Raw genomic sequence first — 19,333 nt, forward strand, 5'->3', positions numbered from 1 at the left:
GGTGATGTTAAGCTGCGCAAACGCTTGGGGCATCGTGCAACACTTGGATTAAATAGGATAGATAACGATAGATAATTCTATAAAATTTTCTGTTTTCCTTCATGTTTCGACAAATTAATGGAATCGCGATAAGCGATTACACGAAACTGAGATCCACGCTTGACCTTAGGTCAGACCTAAGGTTTATAGTTAAATCAACAAATACCAATATAGTTAGGAGTACCTCCATTGAATCATTACATTACGATTGGTGAACTTTCAAAACTTATGAATGTATCCGTACATCAAATCCGATATTTTGAAGAGAAAGAGATTTTATTTCCAGCCTATACTGATAGCAATCAATACCGGATGTACGGAATTAATGAGATTTATCAGTTGGCCCAGATCCTATTACTCCGCAAATTGAACGTGCCTGTCAGTACGATTAACAAAAGCATGAATAACTTCACCAAAAATGACTACCATCAACTTTTGGAGCAGTCTCTAAGTAAAATAAACTCTGAAATAAACCAGCTAATGTTGTTGCAACAGTTTTTACAAAAGGTACTTAAGGAATACGAGCACTCCGACATTCTAGAAGACAAATATCACATTAAACAATTGGATACTCGTCATTTAAAAAAATGGATGGAAATAGAGCAAGATGAGTCACTCACCGCTCGAAGTCTGTATGAAAAAAAGCCGCAACCAACTCATTTATTTGAAACAGATCTGCATTATTTATACGGTACTGAACAAGTAACCTTATGTTTTGAAAGCACTCACTTCCCGGACATCATCCTAGAAAAAGGCAGCTACTTATATAAAGCATTTTTCGTGACGGATGATCATGATATTGAACTTGAGATTGCTCAACTGGAACACTATATAACACAACATCACTATACAATTCAGGGACCATTGATCCTTTTGGAAAAATCATATCTATCCCTATTCAACAATGACAAGCTTCATTATGAAATCCAAATTAATATTAAGCATGACCCTGACGGTGTAGCATGATAAGTCCGAACAAGATAACAATCGCTCATTACCAAGAACAAGATCATAGAGCAGTGTGCAATCTTTTAGTGGATGCGTTCCACGGTAAGTTCCACTCCCTCACCTCACTAGAGGACGATGATATTGCTGAACTACTTTTTGGGCTCTGGGAGCATGATCAACCGTCCGCATCATCACAACAAATCGTAGCTAAAGAAAATGGAGAGGTTGTCGGTACGCTCAGCATTAAGTGGAAGGACAGCCGAGCCTCAGACAGAAGTAAATTAATATCACCTCACCATAGTTCCTTTTCACAATTATTTAAGAAATTTGGATATCTAAATGTATGTAAGTTAATGGTTGGGTTACATTTTTTGAATTATCAGCCTCGCGCAAAAGAATGTTATGTCGATCATTTGGCCGTTCGATCTAGCCACCGTAATAAAGGAATCGGTAAGCAGTTGCTTAGTTGGGCAATAGATTTTGTAAACAGTCACTCCGAAGTGGACAAATTAACGCTACATGTTGCTAAAAATAATAAACGAGCTATTCATATGTACCAACAGATGGACTTTGCTATCAATCAATCAAACTATAGCGGGATTAGACACCTTCTTTTTAAAGAGGCTAATTGGCATTACATGACGAGGCGTTTACCACTACATCCTAGGAGCTCAATAAATGAAAAAAAATATTAAATTAACCGCATGCTTGATCATTGGCTTAATGGCAGCTTCAGTCTTATTCGTATTAAATCAGCATTCATATGCAATGAATGAGCAAAAGATAGAAATCGAAACCCCTCAGGGTAAACTAACAGGAACTTTAATTCTACCCCAGCACTATTCTGGAAACGTAGGGCTAATAGTTTTTGTTCATGGTGATGGTCCCATAAATGACACATACGATGACGGATATAAACCTTTATGGGAGAAATTCGCATCTGCCGGATATGCTTCTTTGTCTCTTAACAAGCCTGGTATTGGTGGTTCCTCTGGTAACTGGTTGGAGCAAAGCATGGAAGATCGTGCTCAGGAAACGATATCTGCGATTAACTGGGCGAAGAACTTACCAATGATTGATAAGAAGTTTATTGGTTTGTGGGGAGCAAGTCAGGCCGGTTGGGTGATTCCCAAGATTGTAAAAGAAGTTCCTGATCTCGCGTTCAGTATTCTTGTATCGCCTGCGGTGAACTGGATTTCTCAAGGTAAATACAATACAAGATTAGAAATGAAACAAGAAGGCTTCTCGGAAAATGAGATCCAAGCGAAAGAACATTATAATGCTCAAGTATTACAATTACTTAACGAACGAGCATCTTACGAGGATTACTTGCGTATTGCACATTCCGAGAACTTGATTTCTAAGGAACGCTGGGGATTTATCGCCAAAAACTATCAGTCTGATGCCACCGAAGAACTTAGTTACTTCAATGCTCCTGTCCATTTAGTACTCGGCGGTCAAGATATCAATGTAGATATTGAGGAAACCGAACGTATTTACCGTGAAAAAATACCTGCCAGCTTGCTCTCCGTCTCTTATTTTCCCAACGCTGACCACTCTATGCTGTCAAAGAAGAATGCCGCATCCCCCTTAAGGACTTATTTAACCGCTGTTTTCTTTCCACGACAATTGGTGGAAGATCAATATTTAGATGATCTAAGCCGATTTGTAAAGACACAACATTAAACCTATTTCCAGATAAGAAGTCTGGCTATTGACTTTACCCTTAGGGGAAGGTGCATAGTGGAATTGAACAAACCACCGAAAATTCAAAGTCTATATATCATTAAATATCGAAGAAATGGAGATGAGATTGTTGCTGTCCATAGGAGAATTCTCGAAGATATGCGAAGTGTCAACCAAAACGCTGCGGTATTATGATGAAATTGAATTAATTCATCCCGATGAGATTAATCCCGAGAACGGTTATAGGTATTATTCCATCAAACAACTAACAAAAATACTCTTTATCAATCGTTTGAAATCTTATCATTTCTCACTAGAAGAAATCAAAGATATTCTGGAATGGGAGCAGGATCATTTTGAAGAGAAGCTTAGTACAGCCCTAAATCTCAAAAAAAGAAAACTACAAGAGAAACTACGAACTTACGAATATACGTTAAAGCAAATTAATAGTGATTTTCTAAATTTAGAGAAAGGAATATCTATGATGTCCTACCTAAATAAGATAGAAGTGCAAATTGTTGAAACCAAACCAATGCATATTCTTTTTACGCGTCAAATGTTGAGCAGTGATGATTATGCGCTTGGATAAGGTAAGTATTTTAGCAAACTGTATGAAACTATTGCCACTGAAAAGCTGACCTTGCTGGGGACGCCAATAACAATTTATCACAGTGAGGAATATAATCCTACCGGGAATGATACAGAGTTTGCCCTACCTATTGAGGAGATTGTAAATGGAACGAGGGAATTACGTGAAGGGCTGTGTGCGAAGTCTGTTTATAAGGGCCCTTATTCAGAATTAACATCGGTTTATGCGAAGCTCACAGAATGGATAGAAAATGAAGGTTATGAAATGGTGAACTCACCCTATGAAAAATATATAACAGATCCCACGCAAACTACTGATCCTCAGGATCTTGTTACTGAGGTGTATTTTCCAGTTAAGAAAAGATCGTAGCCACACTCATATTCACACCAAAATTTGATTAAAGGAGTTATCGATATGCACAGAAACAACTGGCCTACAAAAGACTGGCAAACTTCAGATCCGGCTACCTTAGGAATGGATACTGAACAACTTTCACAACTAGAAGCTAAGATTAAAACCGACTATAGTAATATAAACGGAATTGTAGTGGTGAGAAATGGATATATTGCCTATGAACAATACTTCAATGGCTATGGTCCGAATGATCTGCATCATGTGGCTTCTGTAACGAAAAGCATCTTATCCGCCCTCATTGGTATTGCCATTGATGCCGGCTTTATCAAGCATGTTGATCAGGAGGTGCTGGATTTTTTCCCCGACTATGTTCCCGACGATGCTGCTGCCAATCTACAAAAACGAGAAATCACTATACGCCATTTGCTCACCATGACAGCTCCCTATGCTTTTGAAGACTGGCACGAGCCACTGGAGCAACTCTGTAAATCGTCCGACTGGGTCAAATACACACTTGATATCCTTGGCCACCAAGGGAATGTTGGTGATTTTAAATATTCCACCGCAGGGGCGCATTTACTGTCAGCTGTCATCACTCGTTCCACAGGAAAAAGTGCCCGTGAGTTTGCTAACGATCGATTATTCAGCCCTATCGGCATGACGGAAATCCCGGATTATGAGATGAAATCATTTGGGTTTGATGATTTATTTGGGGTAAATGTGAAGGGGTGGGTGGAAGACCCCAATCGTATCACCACAGGAGGATGGGGACTTACGTTGTCTCCACGTGATATGGCGCGTTTTAGTTTATTATATTTGAACCGTGGAAAATGGGAGAATAATCAGATCATTTCGGAGACATGGATTGAGGAATCAACAGCGATGAACCCTAATCATTACGGTTATATGTGGTGGGTACGCGAAGAAGACGGGGTTTACACCTATTCAGCGTTAGGTGATGGTGGTAATGTCATTTGCTGCATTCCAGAAAAAAAACTTGTCGTAGCCATCGCCTCAGAATTCACACTTCAGCCTCGTGACCGGTGGCCTCTGATTAAGGATTGTATTATTCCGTCTGTAGTAGAGTAAAGAAGATAGAAAACATGCTGGTTGCAACTTCATTAACATTTAAGAAGAGCAACCAGCTGTCTACACTCTAAATCATTTTGCTTCAAGGAAAAATAATATCGCCTTCGTTGCTGCTTACATCAAAAAATCCTACTTTGTGTTTTATAGCCAACTCCCGCATCGCCGTGTAAGCTTCGTCAGCTACGGAATACGCGAACGCCGCATAGATGACGGATGTGCCAAGCGAGTAGTCAGTCAACCGGTTATCCGTTCCGGCTTCCTCCATCGCCTCAAAAATCTCATCCTCTACATTCATATTAGGAAATTGCTCGGACAACTCACTATAAAAGCGTTGCAGCGCCTCCGATAAAACTGATGGATCATTATAGGCATGGTCTTCCGACCACTGCACTTGCTGCTCATACCACTTCATAAACACTGCTCTCTCTTGCGGTGCTTTAGACGTCTCGAACGCCATCAAATCATAACTCATTAGCAATCCTCCTCTAAACCACCCTAATCGTGCATTTTCAGTTCCTATAAATTGTTGGGCTGTTTTGATTATATATTAAAAATCATCAGACCCACACTATAGAATCATGATAATTACTCACCCATTAAATATTTAAATATCATGTGAGCTCAGGTGTATCTACAAAAGTAACCACTGGCTCCATTACGCCATGTAATTCAAACAAGATTAGTTCGTTCCCGCCTTGACGCAAAAGCGGTGCCGGTATGTAAAGCGTTTTTGTCGGACCCTCCTCCCAGTAACGACCTAGATTAAAGCCGTTTATAAAAACTTGACCTTTACTCCATCCGTCCAGCCGCAAAAAAGTATCCTCAGGCTTACTGACTTGAAAGCCCCCCCGGTAGAAAGTGGGCCGCTGACGTTCTTCGCAATCTATCGATGTGAATGATAATCCTTTAAGATTGGTTAAAGGCAAAGAACGAATAGTCCAATCATGCAAAAATTGATAGCCGAGTCTAACGCCACAGGTTATGCCCTTCGGATCACGAAGCAGAGGGCCATAATTTACGCGTCCCATGTTCTCCACAAGAATGTCGATTTGCAGTCCCTCAATCGGGACCTCTAATGAAATTCCTCGCGGATCCCAGCGTTCAACTGTACCGACAAAGGCCCCATTCGCGAATACAAGCGCACGATCGCGAACTTCTTGAAGAACGAGCTCCGTACTGCTGCGGGGTCCACTGATCTTCGTTGAATACAAGATAAATCCATAATCTTGACCCAGTTTCTCCATTGGCTCGGGACATGCTCTACGTTCTGGACGAGACAAAACGTCTAACTGAGTGAACAGTGGTGCTGCTTCTGTCATCAACACTTTCCCATAAGCTTGTGACTTTATTAACGGCGGTAATTCCAGTGGCGGCAACGTTACGTATTTCTCAATAATTTTTCTAGCTTCATAAAATTTTGCAGTTGGCTTACCCGATTCGTCCAGCAGTGTATCATAATCGTAGCTGGTTACGATGGGCTCATATTTGTCAAAAAAATTTGCCCCATTCATAAATCCAAAATTCGTCCCCCCATGAAACATGTAGAAGTTAACAGAGGCTCCTAGAGCCAGCATTTCATCCAAAGTCTCCGCTACTTCGGATTCGGGGCGGGTATTATGCGGTTTCATCCAGTGGTCAAACCATCCATTCCAGAATTCCATGCACATCAACGGCCCCGTAGGCTGATATTCACGTAATTTAGCAAAGGCTTCCTTTGCCCGTGAACCGAAATTTACGGTGGCGAACACTCCGTCGATCATACCGCCTTGAAGCATATGATCTTCAGCTCCATCTGAAGTAAACAGCAGAACGTCCATGCCGCGGGCGATCATTCCTGCTTTTAGATCATGCAGGTAAGTCTTATCACTCCCAAAGCTTCCATATTCGTTCTCTACCTGAAGGGCAAGCACAGGCCCACCGTTAGTGCTTAACAAAGGCCGCAGACGTGGAAGCAACTCATCGAAATAGGCATCCAACTTAGATAAATAGACGTTATCATTACAACGCAGCTGGATGTTATCGTCCGCAAGTAACCAAGCTGGCAATCCACCGAATTCCCATTCCGCACAAATATAAGGACTTGGCCGCAAAATCACGTGCAAACCAAGCTCTCCAGCAAGTCTAACGAAAGCATCGATGTCAGCAAATCCATCAAAATTGAAGGTCCCCTCCTCTGGTTCGTGTAAATTCCAAGGAATATAGGTTTCAACAGTATTTAATCCGCAAGCCTTCAGCTTCAGCAAACGATCCTGCCAATATTCCGGAACGATCCGGAAGTAATGAAGCGCACCAGAAAGCAACCGGATGGGTTGTTCGTCTAATATAAAATGATCCCCTGATATGGATAACTTCCGCATATAATTTCTCCTCCAACATTGAGATAGACTATTCAATTATAGGTAATAAAAATATCAACCCATATGGACAATTCTAATGAAATATATGGAGAATTCATTGGTTGCTAGAGGCTTTTGTGATGCTATAAACTATATTCATAGGAGGTTTTACGGATGTCAAAAAGAACTCATATTTGGTTAATTACCACAGATCAAATGCGTGCGGATGCACTAGGTATCGAGAACGCTTCCGTACTGACACCTGAGCTTGACAAGCTTGTTTCAGAAGGCACGCTCTTCACTGGAGCTTACTGCGCTAGTCCCGTTTGCACGCCCTCACGTTCCTCCATTTTTACTGGAAGGTACCCTCATGTCCATGGTGCTTGGAACATCGGTACTGCGCTTAGAGAAGACGAACTTACCTTGTGCGATCATTTAAAGACAGCGAATTATAAAACCATCGGTATAGGAAAGATGCACTTCCGTCCACAAATGAAGGGGGACTTTTCACAAGAATATGAAGAGCCTGCTTATCGTGACCGCGGAAGAGCTTCCGATGGAACGTACTACGGATTTGATGAACATCATATTACGGAAGACAATTGTATCGGGGAATATATGGAGTGGCTTAAGGAACGTAACCCGGAAGTAGCAGAACGATTCAGTAAAGACCGTTACAGAGCTTCTAATGCTCAAAACGATGTGTGGGAGAGCGAAATCCCTCCAGAGCTACACCAGTCATACTGGATTGCTGAACGGAGCATCGATGTGATCCTCTCTCACAAAACCGAACAACCGCTATTTTTATGGACCAGTTTCGTCGATCCACATCACCCCTTTGACCCTCCAAAAGCTTACGCGGATATGTACGCTGACACTGACATTCCATCTCCAGCCAGCGAGGCAGACGACGTGCATCTTCGTCCTCCTCATCTGCTGCGTCAGAGTCAGGGAGGATATTGGCCTGGTGGCGGTGAGGAGCATTCTCTTAATGAAGCGCATATGAAACGACTCACTCGAAATTATTATGCGATGATTACCTTCATTGATGAGCAGATCGGACGTATTATAAAAGCTTGGCGTCAAAAAGAAATGTACGATGATGTAGTCATCCTCTTCACCAGCGACCACGGAGAACTGCTCGGTGACCATGGACTAATTTACAAGGGGCCGTGGTTTTATGAAGGGTTAACACGAATCCCGATGATCGTACGCGGTCCTGGGATTGCTTCCGGGCAACGGGTCCCTGCTTTAATGGAACATGTTGATATTGTCCCCACACTGCTTGCAGCCGCAGGTCTCAAAACTCCCTACGGAATTCAAGGTGTGTCACAGATGGAGGTGCTGGCTGGAAGAGAGTCCCATGTGCGTAATTCTGCCCTAACCGCTTATATTGCTCATGATCGCGGCATTAACGCTAAGTGTTTGCGTACAACACGCTATAAGTTGGTGATCTTCGCAGGTGAGACCTACGGTGAATTGTATGATTTGAAAGAGGATCCTCATGAAAACCACAATCGTTTTGAAGATTCCGATTATAGTGAAATTCGCCGTTCGATGGTAGAATTGCTCGTCCATCGAATGATTCAAGATCAGGACCCATTGCCTCAGCGCCGGAGTAGCTGGTAAATCAAAACACATGCTAAACTCCTTAATCTTTCCGTAACAGACGAAGGACAACCTGAATGTTCAGGTTGTCCTTCGTTAAGATCATTTCCCCAATTCGGATGCCTTTAGAATATGAGAAATTGGACGTCCGGCAATCAATTCACCGTTGTTTACAAACCCTTCCTCTCGTCCCTCCAGCTCGTGAATAAGACGCTCTCTCCATTCACGTATACGCTCTAAATTATCGGTACATCCGATTGCATTAACCTTCTCTAAGGGATCGGTCACTAGGTTAAAGTACTGCTCTTCGCCTGTCTGAGAATACCATATGAATTTCTCTCTTCCATCCGTTAAAAAGTGGTGCGACTTTTCTCCATAGGCTTGCTCCCCATGAATATAAGACCGCCACACTATCTGATCTCCCTTACACAGCGGCAACACACTTTGCCCTTCTACTGTAACTGGTATTTGGACGCCAGCAGCTTCAAGAAACGTCGGCATAATATCGCGAAGCTCTACAATGGAATCAAGCCGGGAGCCTGCAAGAAGTCCAAGCGTTTCTCCCGGATCAAACACTATGAAAGGAATCTTAGCACTTCCTTCATAAGGAAGTGATTTGCGGAAGTAATGATGATCCCCCATCATTTCACCATGATCAGAAGTAAATAGAATCAAAGTTTCATTTAAAACTCCATATTCCTGCAGCCCATTGATCAACCTCCCAATTTGGTCGTCAAGATGCGTTATTAGTGCATAATATGCGGCACGGGCACGATCCAATCTGCGCTTTGGCAAATGAGTGAACGAAGATGTTGGATCCTTAGCACTGTTTAAAGCTGCATTCTCGTTCACCCAATCTCCGACTGGAGGATCAGGAATTTCCAAATCCATGTACATATCTAGATAACTTTGCGGCGGATCCAAGGGGGAATGTGGGCGAACGAAGGAGGACCATAGGAAAAATGGTTTTCCAGGGTCTCTTCTTCGTAAGAAGTCTAGCGATTCGGTTACGCACCAATTCGTTGGATGCATCGATTCCGGCAAATGCCAGGGGCGGGCAACCGTTGAGGCATTGCAATCAAGTCCTAAGTCAGTGATATCCGAATTGGCATTGGTTTGTCTTCGCAGCCACTGTAAATAATCGTCCACTTGATCATAGTGTTCATCATATATGGCTTGGCTCTTGTCCCGATTGTAGTGAAGATATCCATCATGAAGCACAACATTATGGAATCCACATAGATTACGTGCAGGATACACATGCATCTTGCCAACACACTGCGTATGATAACCAGCTTGAGCAAGCTCTCCGGCAATCGTATGGGCGTAATTCCATTCAACCTTATCCTGATACCCCACCCGCCCATGTGATCGTTGGCCCATTCCTGTCATGATAGCAGCCCTCGCGGGAATACAACTCGGGGTAGCTGAGTAAGCGTGTTCAAATAATATCCCTCTTGATGCAAGAGAATCCAGGTTGGGTGTCTCAACGACGGGATGTCCCATGATGCTCAGGCAATCAAAACGCATCTGATCCACTGTGATAAGCATAAGGTTGGGCCGCTTTGAGCCATTTTGATGGTCCAGATTTGTGTCAATCATAACCTCACTCCCTTCTTATACTCCTGCGATGACGGACGGTGTTGCGATCGTGTGCCACAAATTCGCACTTATCGCCCTTGGGCCGTCATCGTCAACGAGACCGTCGAACGTCAGTAGCTCCTCTTCTAATTCAGCTATCTGTTCCACTTTCCCTTCGACATAACTATTGATTCGATGAATAGCCGTCCTAATCCTCTGAAGCATACCTCCCATACGAAGATCAAAAACATCAAGACCAAACACCTTATTTTCCAGCTCCCATTGCACCCGATAGTCATCCATAAATCGAATGGCTAAATCTGATAGTTCTGGCAAAGTCACCTTGGAAAAATGAGCCAATTCCTCAACATTTCCTCGATGATAAGCATCACGTATGGAAATCCCGATTTCGCTCTTTATCGCAAGCAAGCGACACAAGCTAGCTTGTACAGAGAATAAGGATTGCCAAGGCGAATTCCGAGTAATCGCCTGTTCAAGCATTTTCGCACTTTGCTGATAATGCTTCGAATACACGCTAGGAATAACATGTCGATCGAACAAACCACACAAAATATCTTGATAAAGCAAGTATTTAGCCGGATTGATGGAACATCCCCCCGGCGCCGAATTACCTGGAACCAGGTTAGCCGCATCGAGTGCCATAAAGTCATCATAATGGCCTTTCACGCAGCTACTGAATCTTTCTTTAACATGATTCTCCACGAAACATCCCGTGTAGCACAGCTCCGCCCAAAGTTGAAGGGTTGGAAGAACCGAGAAGACGGAAGCTTCAGCACCATTATCTCCCCATGCGGTAATCAGCACTTCTTGAATTCCATGCTTAACACAGCTATCATGAGCCAGCAGACTGACTTTGCGGCTGAATTCATTGTTTGGAGCGAAGCCCATCCATTTCCAAGCACCACCTGCAAATCCAATATGATCATTCAGCTGCTTATGTTTGCGTAACATTCCGTCGTATTTCTCCTGCGTTTCCGAATAGTAATCCCAATAGATCAAGGTAACATCTTCAGGAATCAGCTTAACAATATCGGGGCTGATTGGACTTTCAGCATCGTAATATTCTCCGGAACTAGCCAGACGGAAAAACATGTCGCTCCACATCATCGTACGGAAACCATATTTCCTGGCGATTTCCATAACAGTACTAAAGTGTTTTAACATCAAGGAGGATCGATCTTGATACCCATGCTTGTCTAGATATTTACCAAGTCCCATCATATGCGCTTCGTCCATCCCAATATTTATACGGCGACTGCTTACATGGGTCGCCATAAAAGCGAACATTCGATCAATTAACTCGTAAGTTCTCGGATCATCAATGAGGAGAATGTCTTGGAAATCCACTAGCGGTGCATGTGCTTGCCATTTCAATGCTTGGCCCAGATGAGCCAGCGTCTGGATACAAGGAACTAATTCTATACCAAATAACGCGGCATACTGGTCCATCTCCCGAATTTGCTCCCCTGTATATCGACCTCTTAAATAACCGAAATAAGGATACCCCTCAAGTTCGTAGGTGTCTTCCGTATACAGTTGAACCGTTGAATATCCCATAAGCGCTAAGCGCCGAATCAATTCCTTATATCCTTCATGGTTAAGAACAGCATTTCTTGAGCAGTCTACCATGAAACCTAGCTGTTCATAAACCGACATTTCATTAATTTCAACTCTCTCACCACGACGTAAATTCTCTAGCAATCGGCTGAGTGCCCGGATCAACTGATGTTCCTGTTCATACTCAATAGTGGCCTGAATCTCTTCGTAAGATATTCGAATGCCATTCCCTTGTTTCTTACAATTTACTGGAATCCCTGACCGTTCTATTCGGATACTCAATATTCCCGCTACTTCTGAAACAGCTGCTAACTGTTTCTCGGTTAACCCTGTCAAGTGAATGCTATGTATCATAGACTTTACCCTCCTAATCTTATTATAAGTATGCGATCAGTAGCGCCGCATATTCTTGGTTCTTCTTCAAATCATTAAACGGAAGATCCGGGCTGCTTCAGCCCGGATCTTCTCTATCCATCAATTATTCAATACCTTGTTCTTTGGCCTTCGCATTTACTTCTTCTATCATTTTATCAAGACCTTTAGCCTTATAATCGTTCACAATGTTATTCCAGTAACTCTCAACGGGTTCTTTGGAAAGCATGATCTTAAGCAGATCATCATGGTCCAGCACAGTAAATTTATCCTTTGTTGGGGTGGACAAATACGTTAACCGAATGTCGTATTCTGGAACCTTCGTATTGTTCTGAATCCAATCGATATAATCGACAGCTTCTTTGCGGATCCCTTCGTTAGCGATCGTCGGGTTATCCATGTTATAGCTATCGGAAGTTTCATAAGCCACCAAATTTTTTAGAAATCTGCTAGCAGGATACTTCTCATTTAATGAACCCTTTTCAATGACAACCTTCTGCCCATTTTCGATCTTGTAATCGACACCTTCAATGCCATAAGTCAACAGGTCCTTACCTTCAGGAGACAACACATAATCATAGAGTGCCATGATGCGATCCATCTTTTTATCGTCAACCTTATTGCTGAAATAACTTTCCGACCAGTACGTTTTAAAAATAGCATGTGAGCGTTCACCATCAGGTCCAATAAGTGGCTTGAGTGCCTTTACGCTCTCCATGATATCTTTATCCGGATAAGCTGATTTCCAGCGTTTTTCATACATATCGCTATTTAAATTTATAAAACCGCCACCGCTTAGAAGAGCAGCTGCTTTACCTGCTACGAAATTGTCATAAGACTCTGCAGGCTTTACAAGCGCGATGTCTGGATCGATCAAACCTTTTTCGTACATATTCTTCATGTTTTGTAACGCCGGAAGCGCATTTTTCGAAAATACAGCAGGTATAAACTTACCGTCCTCTTTGATCCATTTAAAGTCACTGCCGCTTCCATCACTCGTGGCAACCGGGTTACCGTACAACCAGAAGAATCCGCCCAGCATCTTGGTAGTTGTCGTCGTAAGACCGGTAATATGCTTTCCTTCCGGATCCGACTTCACGATTGCATCAAGCATAGCTTCAAACTCTTCCCAGGTCTCGGGTTCTTTAGTGATTCCAGCTTTTTGAGCAAGATCCCATCGATAGAACACCATACGATCCAGTGCGCTCCAATCGACACTCGGGAACATCCGACGAGGAACGGTATAATACTTTCCGTCTACACCTAAACCTTTAATGTCCGGTGATTCGAAGTATTTTGCAAGGTTAGGATACTTGGAAAGATCCGGAAGTGCTTTGACAACACCTTGTTCAACCCATTTACGCTGATATTGCGTACCGACAGCGTCGATCGCGAAAATATCAGGCAATTGACCGGAAGCAGCCCACATTTGAATCTTCTGGGTATAGTCATCCCAGGTCATATTGACAGGTTTTAATGTAATGTTGAATTTTTCTAATACTTGTTTGGCGATCGGGTCTTTTTCGATGTTAGCAATTTCAGCATCCGCGTCCCAGAAACCAAGAGAAATGGTCATTGGATCCTTGTAAGGGTTGTCCGTGGAATTAGAAGAATCCGGAGATACTTCACCGTTTGATGCCGCCTGCCCTTTGTCGTTATTGCCTCCACCACAAGCCGTGAGCACCGAAGCCAATAAAGTTATGCATAATGCCAGTGTCATCATTTTCTTTCTAAGCATGCTTGAAACCTCCCTTTATACTATTTTAGGATAGAATCAATCTATTTAAAATCTTTCTTATCCTTTTATCGAACCAACCATAATGCCTTTATTAAAATGCTTCTGCAGGAACGGATAAACAACAATAATCGGAATACTCGAAACTACAATTGCTGCCATTTGAAGTGCAGGTGTATAGACCTTCCCCGTCTGCTCCTGCTCGGCCATCGTCTGTGCCATTTGACTTAGCAAGGAATTCGAAGTAATGAGTGTCTCACGTAAATAAATCTGAAGCGGGGCCTTTGAAGCGTCACTGATAAAGATCAACGCGTACCACCATTCATTCCATCTTTCCACAGCATAGAACAAAGCAAAGGTCGCCATGAATGGGGCAGAGATCGGAATAATGATTTTGTAAAGGATGTACAGATCATTTGCCCCATCCAGCTTAGCTGACTCTTCCAGACTTTCTGGAATCGTGTTGAAATAGTTTTTCATAATGATCAGGTAAAACGTATTGAGACCGGCGGGTATGATCATGACGAGTATATTGTTTACGAATCCTAGATCTTTAACGACTAGATAAAAGGGAATTAAACCGCCATTGAAAAACATAGTAAACAAGATCAAACTAAGCATTATGTTTCTTCCCGGCATGCCCCGCTTGGATAATGCGTATGCTCCCGCTACAGAGATCGCCATGCTGAACAACACGCCAACCGCCGTTACGATGACAGAATTTAAAATCGAAGTCCAAAACTTCATATCCTGAAGCAACAGCTTGTATGCCGACAGGTCAAACGAAAGCGGAAAAATATAAAAGTCGCTTTTACTAATCGCTTCGAACTTTGCAACTGAGATAATAAGAACATTATAGAAGGGAAAAAATGTTACTAGTGCTAGAAGCCCCAGAACCACGAATGCGACGATATCGAAGACACTCCATTTTTTTCTCTTTTTAACCGTTGTGTCGGTCACTTGCTTCTCCCCTTTTCCTGCAAATTAATACAGTCCTTCCTCGCCCATCTTCTTAGCGAACGTATTGGCCGCCCATAAAAGGATTAGGCTTATAATGGACTTGACGACACCCACGGCGGTCATATATCCAAAGTCGCCTCCAATCGTGAATGAAGTCCGATAAATGTATGTATCGATCGTGTCGGCAACCGAATATACCGGTGAACTATACAGATTGAATATTTGCTCGAAGCTCGAACCTTGCGTCAATAATTGTCCAACTTGAAGAATTAACAAAACTGCGACGGTACTCTTCAAGCCCGGCCATGCGATGTTTAACAGACGGCGAAACCGGTTCGCTCCGTCCACTTCCGCCGCTTCAAACAGCTCAGGATTGATCCCTGCAAGCGCCGCTAAGTAAATGATTGAATCCCAACCGATCTCTCGCCACACATGAGTGATATATAGAACAGGTCTGAATGCACTTTCATCTACAAGCGGAGAATTTGGATCCCCGCCAAACAACATGATGATCTGGTTATAAATCCCGTCCTTGCTTAAAATATTGATGATAATCCCTGACAGCACAACCCACGAAATAAAATGTGGAAACGTCAGGATCGTCTGAAAAAACCGCTTCATTTTTGTCCTGGAAAACTCATATAAAACAATCGCCAGGATAATGGGCATCGGAAAATGAGTGATCAGCTTCATCAAGCTGATAATGACCGTATTCCAAAATGCCCTGCGAAAATCGGGATCGGTCAACAGCGTTTGAAAATTCTCTAAGCCAATCCAGGGACTTCCCAGGATCCCCTTACTGTAATCAAATGATTTGAATGCTAACGTTACACCGTACATGGGAGCATAGCTGAAGAGGGCGTACCAGATTAAAACCGGTAGAACCATGAGGTAAAAATACTTGTACTGTAAAATCGTTTTTCCTAAGCTTTGCTTAGGAGCACGAGTCTTTAAGCTTCGCTTAGGCGTACGAGCGGTTACAGAATCAGCCAATCTTCTCCCCACCTTTCTGTATGAGATTGTTTATGCTTGTAAGCGATTTATATGGTAAATTATATCGGGAGTGTAAATTATCTTGTATAGAGGATACAACTCCGGTCATGTGGATTTTTCACACCTTTGTGGGTGACCTTCCTGTGACACGTAATATCGGACATAGTGAGCGTAAGATAGTCCATACCCCCCTTGATCCACAATCGCTAGGATAAATCTAAGAGCTCCATATAGAAAGGGGGATTCACTTATGCGTTCAGTGATTATTGCAGATGATGAGAAGTGGATTGTAGAGGGAATTAAAGCAGGAGTGAATTGGAAGAAATACGGCTTTGAAGTGATCGACGATGCCGAAAACGGGCAAGAAGCCCTGCAATTAATTCAATCGCTTCGCCCCACCCTTGTTCTAACAGATATTAAAATGCCTGTAATGAATGGGCTAGAGCTCATTCAACGTGGTAAAGCCATCGCACCTGATACAATTTTCATCGTACTCAGCGGACATGCAGAGTTCGCTTATGCACAAAAAGCGATGAATTATGGCACGTTCGGATACTGCCTGAAACCTTTTGAAATCGAAGAAATCGAAGGAATGCTTAACCGAATAGCCCAGCAACACGAATCGAAGGTGGTTAAAGAAAGCCCTGTCCATGACTTCGAACTATATGAAGCGGTTTGTTCCGGAGATCTTGAACGAATCAGCTTACGGTTGGACGAGAAGCGAATACCCTTGTCGGAAGATCGCCCTCATATCCCCATTGTTATCCAAGGGTTAAGTTCGCCCGCAGATGTCGGGCAATTCTCTTCCTTGGTCTTCCCGATGAGCCGCCGACGTCATGGTTATTTATTGGAAGAGTGCCAATACGAAGTCTTCCTTCGGGGTCTTGAACATACAGAGGTTGTGCAAGAATGCGGGGTCGGGATCGGTCCTCCTATTTCGGATATACATCAACTGGATGCGGCTTTAGAATCCGCTTCTCATGCTGCTTTCAGTATGTTTGCAACGGGGATGCCTGGATGTTATCGCGTGAATCCACAACAGGAAATACCGATCGACGAAAAGCTCAAAGAGATCTCCCGGATTCTTCATAATAAAGACCGGCTCGGTTTTATAGCAGCCATGGAATCGATAAAGAAATTATTCAAAGAGGGAACGTTCACCATTAAAGAAGCCTATTTGCTCTACACATCGATCCTCTACTTATTTCCTCGGGAAGGGACTCGGGTTAACGGCCGTTTTTTTGAAGGATATGAACAGCTCTATTATCGATACGGTACGGCTGAAGCTATGATCGATGATTTGATTCTTATGACGCTTGATATTTTTATGAACAGAAACGAAACTGATATTTCACGAATTTCAAACCACAAAGTCAAAGAAATCATGTTGTACATCCGCAACCACTTCAATCAAGAAATCTCGATTCAACATTTAGCCAATCAGTTCTTCTTAAGTCCAAATTACTTATGCCAATTATTCAAGAAAGAAGTCGGCGAGACCATCATCGAACATATCAGTCGATTAAGAATTGAATACGCTTGTAAAATGCTGGTCGAGACCGACCTTTCCATTTACCAAATCGGTGAGAAATGCGGTTTTCAGGATTATTTCTACTTCACACGAATTTTTAAACGGCATCTCAAAATGACACCTACGCAATATAGGGAACAAAGCAATGAAGACATTTAAGAGATTATCTATCCGTACTCAGGTTCTGTTATTTGGTTTATTTATTGTTGCCATTATCCCAATCATCGTTTCACGAGTCTACCAACTATCAAGCGAGACCATCATTAATCAAAATACGCAATACAATACGGAGCTGGTCTCCCTCCTCAAGCAACGGATTTCTAACAACTATGCCAACGTTTCTTCCATGATGATGAATGTAGGATACGATTCGACCGTCCAAAAGTTCCTAGTCGAGAATGATAAGCTTCGAGGCTACGACCTATCCCAAAAGGTAGAGGGGCTATTGAGTATCGCGCGAAATATGAATACGGACATTTTAGATATTATTGTTATCGGTAGCTCTAACACTCGTATTTCCTTAGCGGGAAGAACCAAATATGCTGTCGATCTTATGAAGACGGCTGGGGATGATGGAATCGTTCATTATCGCGGATACAGTCCTCCAGACAAGGTCATCGACAAGAGAAAATTACTGTTCGGGATGAACATCTTTGCTTCAGGTGACACGTCCCTATATGGCGAAAAAATTGGCTACATCGCAGTTATTGTGGATATGAAGGCTATTCAAACTGAAATTTCAGAGTACCCTCGATTAGTCGGAACCAGCTTTTTTATGATGGATGATAAAGGGCTGATCTACTCAAATAGTGATGAGCCGGAGGACATGCTCCAGCAGTTTCAAACTCGGGCAACTGGAAGGGATGGAGAGTCGATCGTCGAAACAGTTAACGGAAAGAAATATGCAATTCAGTCCTTTATCTTACCGGAGATCTCTGGAAAAATTATAACCGCTGTTCCTGTCCATAATTTAATGAAAGAACTGGAGAAATTAAAGAAGGTCAGCTATGCTCTTCTAGCATTAATCTTATTGGTCGTCTCTATTCCCTACTCTGTACTCATGATGAATCTCTTAAGACCGTTGTCTAGGCTTATGCGCTATATGAATCAATTAAAAGGCGGAAGTCTAGGTATATTGAACAACAAGGTCGATTTAAAAGGCTATGCTGAAATTGAAATCATCTCTCGACAGTTCAATGATATGACAACGCGGATTCACGATTTGACGGACCAATTAATCGATGCAAACACCCAGCTTTACCAGACAGATCTGGAAAAGCAACGTGCCGAATACTCGTATTTGCAAAGTCAAATTAATCCCCATTTCTTAAGCAACACTTTAGATACAATCAAAGGCGTTGCGATCGTAAAAGGAAATCGGGAAATCTACGAAATGACTACCGCCTTAAGCACAATGCTCAAGTACAGCATCAAGGGCAAAGAGGAGGTAACTCTTGGAGAAGAACTGAAAATCGCAGAATCTTGTGTGAGGATTTACCAAGGCCGTTTCCCTGACAAATTCAGTTACAAGCTGTTCTGTCCACAGGAATGGTTACACATTCCCGTACCTAAAATGATCCTTCAACCTATTGTCGAAAATGCGCTTGGTCATGGACTTGAGGCTCAAGGTCAGGGAGTCTTGCTGATCACAGTAGAGAAAAGCGAAGCGGGACTGCTTGAAATCGCTGTAGAAGATAATGGTGTAGGCATCATTGCTGTGAGACTGGAACAGCTAACCGAGCTGCTGGCTGGTAAGAACATAGAATCCGGTGATCATATCGGGCTCCTAAACGTCAATAACCGTTTAAATCTTAAGTACGGTGATCCCTGCGGCGTTCTGCTGTACAGTAAGGAGGGTAGTGGGACGAAAACCGTTTTGAGGCTTCCCGGGGCTTTAATTGATCAGCAAGAAGCCAGAGAATAAAAAAGGAGGT

14 protein-coding genes and 1 pseudogene are annotated in these 19,333 nt (G+C 42.8%); 8 read left to right on the forward strand and 7 right to left on the reverse strand.

Annotated features, from left to right (window positions below; translation table 11 throughout):
- The first annotated feature begins 228 nt into the window (after nucleotides 1–228).
- The 5 genes and pseudogenes from MKY19_RS17230 (at nucleotide 229) to MKY19_RS17250 (ending at nucleotide 4,705) form a co-directional block, all read left to right on the forward strand.
- Nucleotides 229–1,005: a MerR family transcriptional regulator gene (locus MKY19_RS17230; RefSeq protein ID WP_339265233.1), complete on the forward strand. Its 777-nt coding sequence runs from the start codon at nucleotides 229–231 to the stop codon at nucleotides 1,003–1,005.
- Nucleotides 1,002–1,682: a GNAT family N-acetyltransferase gene (locus tag MKY19_RS17235; RefSeq protein ID WP_339796318.1), complete on the forward strand. Its 681-nt coding sequence runs from the start codon at nucleotides 1,002–1,004 to the stop codon at nucleotides 1,680–1,682. The genes MKY19_RS17230 and MKY19_RS17235 overlap by 4 nt, the downstream gene beginning before the upstream one ends.
- Nucleotides 1,666–2,673 (forward strand): CocE/NonD family hydrolase, encoded by a 1,008-nt coding sequence (locus MKY19_RS17240; RefSeq protein WP_339796321.1) that lies wholly within the window; start codon nucleotides 1,666–1,668, stop codon nucleotides 2,671–2,673. The genes MKY19_RS17235 and MKY19_RS17240 overlap by 17 nt, the downstream gene beginning before the upstream one ends.
- Before the next feature lie 130 nt (nucleotides 2,674–2,803).
- Nucleotides 2,804–3,631: pseudogene (locus MKY19_RS17245) on the forward strand (MerR family transcriptional regulator).
- A 45-nt stretch (nucleotides 3,632–3,676) separates the two neighbouring features.
- A complete protein-coding gene (locus MKY19_RS17250; RefSeq protein WP_339796324.1) occupies nucleotides 3,677–4,705 on the forward strand; it encodes a serine hydrolase in 1,029 nt (342 codons plus the stop codon).
- Nucleotides 4,706–4,787: 82 nt separating this feature from the next.
- Here the strand turns inward: MKY19_RS17250 and MKY19_RS17255 are convergent, their stop codons facing one another.
- Both MKY19_RS17255 and MKY19_RS17260 read right to left on the reverse strand, forming a co-directional pair.
- Nucleotides 4,788–5,177, reverse strand: coding sequence for a hypothetical protein (locus MKY19_RS17255; protein ID WP_339265241.1), 390 nt, complete (start codon nucleotides 5,175–5,177; stop codon nucleotides 4,788–4,790).
- A gap of 139 nt (nucleotides 5,178–5,316) precedes the next feature.
- Nucleotides 5,317–7,062 (reverse strand): beta-galactosidase family protein, encoded by a 1,746-nt coding sequence (locus MKY19_RS17260; RefSeq protein WP_339265243.1) that lies wholly within the window; start codon nucleotides 7,060–7,062, stop codon nucleotides 5,317–5,319.
- Between the two features lie 153 nt (nucleotides 7,063–7,215).
- Here MKY19_RS17260 and MKY19_RS17265 point away from each other — a divergent pair, with 153 nt between their 5' ends.
- Nucleotides 7,216–8,670 carry a sulfatase-like hydrolase/transferase gene (locus MKY19_RS17265; RefSeq protein WP_339796329.1) on the forward strand — a complete coding sequence of 485 codons (1,455 nt, stop codon included), beginning with the start codon at nucleotides 7,216–7,218 and terminating at the stop codon, nucleotides 8,668–8,670.
- Between the two features lie 81 nt (nucleotides 8,671–8,751).
- Here MKY19_RS17265 and MKY19_RS17270 read toward each other — a convergent pair whose 3' ends face one another.
- From MKY19_RS17270 to MKY19_RS17290, 5 genes are all read right to left on the reverse strand, one after another.
- Nucleotides 8,752–10,251 carry an arylsulfatase gene (locus MKY19_RS17270; RefSeq protein ID WP_339796332.1) on the reverse strand — a complete coding sequence of 500 codons (1,500 nt, stop codon included), beginning with the start codon at nucleotides 10,249–10,251 and terminating at the stop codon, nucleotides 8,752–8,754.
- Nucleotides 10,252–10,266: 15 nt separating this feature from the next.
- Nucleotides 10,267–12,162, reverse strand: a complete 1,896-nt coding sequence (locus tag MKY19_RS17275) for a family 20 glycosylhydrolase (RefSeq protein ID WP_339796336.1) — start codon at nucleotides 12,160–12,162, stop codon at nucleotides 10,267–10,269.
- 124 nt (nucleotides 12,163–12,286) lie between these two features.
- Nucleotides 12,287–13,918 (reverse strand): extracellular solute-binding protein, encoded by a 1,632-nt coding sequence (locus MKY19_RS17280; RefSeq protein WP_339796339.1) that lies wholly within the window; start codon nucleotides 13,916–13,918, stop codon nucleotides 12,287–12,289.
- A 57-nt stretch (nucleotides 13,919–13,975) separates the two neighbouring features.
- On the reverse strand, nucleotides 13,976–14,875 hold the full coding sequence (locus tag MKY19_RS17285; RefSeq protein WP_339796342.1) for a carbohydrate ABC transporter permease: 900 nt from the start codon (nucleotides 14,873–14,875) through the stop codon (nucleotides 13,976–13,978).
- A 24-nt stretch (nucleotides 14,876–14,899) separates the two neighbouring features.
- On the reverse strand, nucleotides 14,900–15,868 hold the full coding sequence (locus MKY19_RS17290; protein WP_339796345.1) for an ABC transporter permease subunit: 969 nt from the start codon (nucleotides 15,866–15,868) through the stop codon (nucleotides 14,900–14,902).
- A 250-nt stretch (nucleotides 15,869–16,118) separates the two neighbouring features.
- On the opposite strand from MKY19_RS17290, the gene MKY19_RS17295 reads away from it, so the two are divergent.
- Nucleotides 16,119–17,558: a response regulator gene (locus tag MKY19_RS17295; RefSeq protein ID WP_339265253.1), complete on the forward strand. Its 1,440-nt coding sequence runs from the start codon at nucleotides 16,119–16,121 to the stop codon at nucleotides 17,556–17,558.
- A complete protein-coding gene (locus MKY19_RS17300; RefSeq protein ID WP_339241801.1) occupies nucleotides 17,545–19,323 on the forward strand; it encodes a histidine kinase in 1,779 nt (592 codons plus the stop codon). Before MKY19_RS17295 ends, MKY19_RS17300 begins: the two co-directional genes overlap by 14 nt.
- Nucleotides 19,324–19,333: the final 10 nt, after the last annotated feature.

The organism is Paenibacillus sp. FSL R5-0744 (assembly GCF_037972555.1).
Taxonomy (GTDB): domain Bacteria; phylum Bacillota; class Bacilli; order Paenibacillales; family Paenibacillaceae; genus Paenibacillus_AQ.

Bases quoted from the DNA above. Each gene is read 5' to 3' on its own strand.
- MKY19_RS17235 (WP_339796318.1), top strand. From the start codon at position 1,002: ATGATAAGTCCGAACAAGATAACAATCGCTCATTACCAAGAACAAGAT.
- MKY19_RS17280 (WP_339796339.1), bottom strand. From the start codon at position 13,918: ATGCTTAGAAAGAAAATGATGACACTGGCATTATGCATAACTTTATTG.
- MKY19_RS17300 (WP_339241801.1), top strand. From the start codon at position 17,545: ATGAAGACATTTAAGAGATTATCTATCCGTACTCAGGTTCTGTTATTT.
- MKY19_RS17295 (WP_339265253.1), top strand. From the start codon at position 16,119: ATGCGTTCAGTGATTATTGCAGATGATGAGAAGTGGATTGTAGAGGGA.
- MKY19_RS17275 (WP_339796336.1), bottom strand. From the start codon at position 12,162: ATGATACATAGCATTCACTTGACAGGGTTAACCGAGAAACAGTTAGCA.
- MKY19_RS17265 (WP_339796329.1), top strand. From the start codon at position 7,216: ATGTCAAAAAGAACTCATATTTGGTTAATTACCACAGATCAAATGCGT.
- MKY19_RS17270 (WP_339796332.1), bottom strand. From the start codon at position 10,251: ATGATTGACACAAATCTGGACCATCAAAATGGCTCAAAGCGGCCCAAC.
- MKY19_RS17240 (WP_339796321.1), top strand. From the start codon at position 1,666: ATGAAAAAAAATATTAAATTAACCGCATGCTTGATCATTGGCTTAATG.
- MKY19_RS17250 (WP_339796324.1), top strand. From the start codon at position 3,677: ATGCACAGAAACAACTGGCCTACAAAAGACTGGCAAACTTCAGATCCG.
- MKY19_RS17255 (WP_339265241.1), bottom strand. From the start codon at position 5,177: ATGAGTTATGATTTGATGGCGTTCGAGACGTCTAAAGCACCGCAAGAG.
- MKY19_RS17260 (WP_339265243.1), bottom strand. From the start codon at position 7,062: ATGCGGAAGTTATCCATATCAGGGGATCATTTTATATTAGACGAACAA.